At 52.9% G+C, this 1,916-nt stretch carries 1 rRNA gene; it reads left to right on the forward strand.

The window, feature by feature from the left end:
* Nucleotides 1-29 precede the first annotated feature (29 nt).
* Nucleotides 30-1,916: ribosomal RNA gene (locus tag MHY22_RS11415) — 23S ribosomal RNA — on the forward strand; the annotation flags it as partial.

Raw genomic sequence — 1,916 nt, forward strand, 5'->3', positions numbered from 1 at the left:
CATGATTTTTGTTGTGTGTGGTGGTTTGTGTGTTCGTTATTAAGGGCGCATGGTGGATGCCTTGGCATGCTGAGCCGATGAAGGACGTGAAAGGCTGCGTTAAGCCTCGGGGAGTTGTCAATTGAGCGTTGATCCGAGGATGTCCGAATGGGGAAACCTGGCCCTGGTTATGTGGGGTTACCCTTCAGTGAATTCATAGCTGTTGTGGGGGTTTACGCGGGGAAGTGAAACATCTCAGTACCCGTAGGAGGAGAAAATAATAATGATTCTGCTAGTAGTGGCGAACGAACGTGGATGAGGCTAAACCGTGTGCATGTGATACCTGGTAGGGGTTGTGTGTGCGGTGTTGTGGGCCCCAATGTGGACTAGCTACTGATGGTCTGCTCGTGTGTTGTTGTTAGGTGAAGTGGTTTGGAATGGCCTGCCGGAGAAGGTGAGAGTCCTGTAGTTGAAGACAATGGCATGTGGGTTGTTGGGTTGCCCGAGTAGCAGCGGGCTCGTGGAATCTGCTGTGAATCTGCCGGGACCACCCGGTAAGCCTAAATACTCAGTGTGACCGATAGTGTATGAGTACCGTGAGGGAATGGTGAAAAGTACCCCGGGAGGGGAGTGAAATAGTTCCTGAAACCATGTGCTTACAATCCGTCAGAGCACCGTTTGTGTGTGATGGCGTGCCTTTTGAAGAATGAGCCTGCGAGTCAGCGGCATGTCGCGAGGTTAACCCGTGTGGGGTAGCCGTAGGGAAACCGAATCCTAATGGGGTGTCAAGTGGCATGTCCTGGACCCGAAGCGGGGTGATCTACCCATGGCCAGTGTGAAGCAGCTGTAAGAGGTTGTGGAGGCGCGAACCCACGTAGGTTGAAAACTGCGGGGATGAGCTGTGGGTAGGGGTGAAAGGCCAATCAAACTCCGTGATAGCTGGTTCTCCCCGAAATGCATTTAGGTGCAGCGTCGTATTATAGCTTGGTGGAGGTAGAGCGACTGGTTGGTTGAGCGGGACTACAATCTTAGCAATGTCAGCCAAACTCCGAATGCCACTAATTGTGTTGTACGGCAGTGAGACTGTGGGGGATAAGCTTCATAGTCGAGAGGGAAACAGCCCAGATCGCCGGTTAAGGCCCCTAAGGGTGTACTAAGTGGAAAAGGATGTGGGATCGCGAAGACAGCCAGGAGGTTGGCTTAGAAGCAGCCATCCTTGAAAGAGTGCGTAATAGCTCACTGGTCGAGTGGTTCTGCGCCGACAATGTAGTGGGGCTCAAGTACACCGCCGAAGCCGCGGCAAACATTTTGTTTGGGTAGGGGAGCGTCGTGCATGGGTTGAAGCGTTACCGTAAGGAGGCGTGGACTGTGTGCGAGTGAGAATGCAGGCATGAGTAACGAATTGATAGGTGAGAATCCTATCCGCCGGATGACTAAGGGTTCCTGGGTCAAGTTCGTCTTCCCAGGGTGAGTCGGGACCTAAGGCGAGGCCGACAGGCGTAGTCGATGGATAACCAGTTGATATTCTGGTACCCGTACATGCGCGCCCATGATAAAGCACTGATACTAACCACCGCGGATGCACTGCTAGTCTTCTTTGAAGTCTGGTGGTGTTGATGTCGTGGGGCCTGATGTGTGGTTCAAGTGATGGGGTGACGCAGTGAGGTAGCCACGCCACTTATTGGATTGGTGGTGTAAGCGTGCAGATCGTGTGGTAGGTAAATCCGCCACACATTGTGGTTGAGACGTGATGCGTAGACCCAAAAGGGTTGATGGTGGTGATCCTGTACTGTCGAGAAAAGCCTCTAGCGATGTGTGTGTATGGCCCGTACCCTAAACCGACACAGGTAGTCAGGTTGAAAATACTAAGGCGTTCGGGTGAACTGTGGTTAAGGAATTCGGCAAAATGCCCCCGTAACTTCGGGAGAAGGGGGGCC

The sequence above is a fragment of the Corynebacterium sp. ACRPO genome (assembly GCF_022347205.1).
GTDB lineage: Bacteria > Actinomycetota > Actinomycetes > Mycobacteriales > Mycobacteriaceae > Corynebacterium.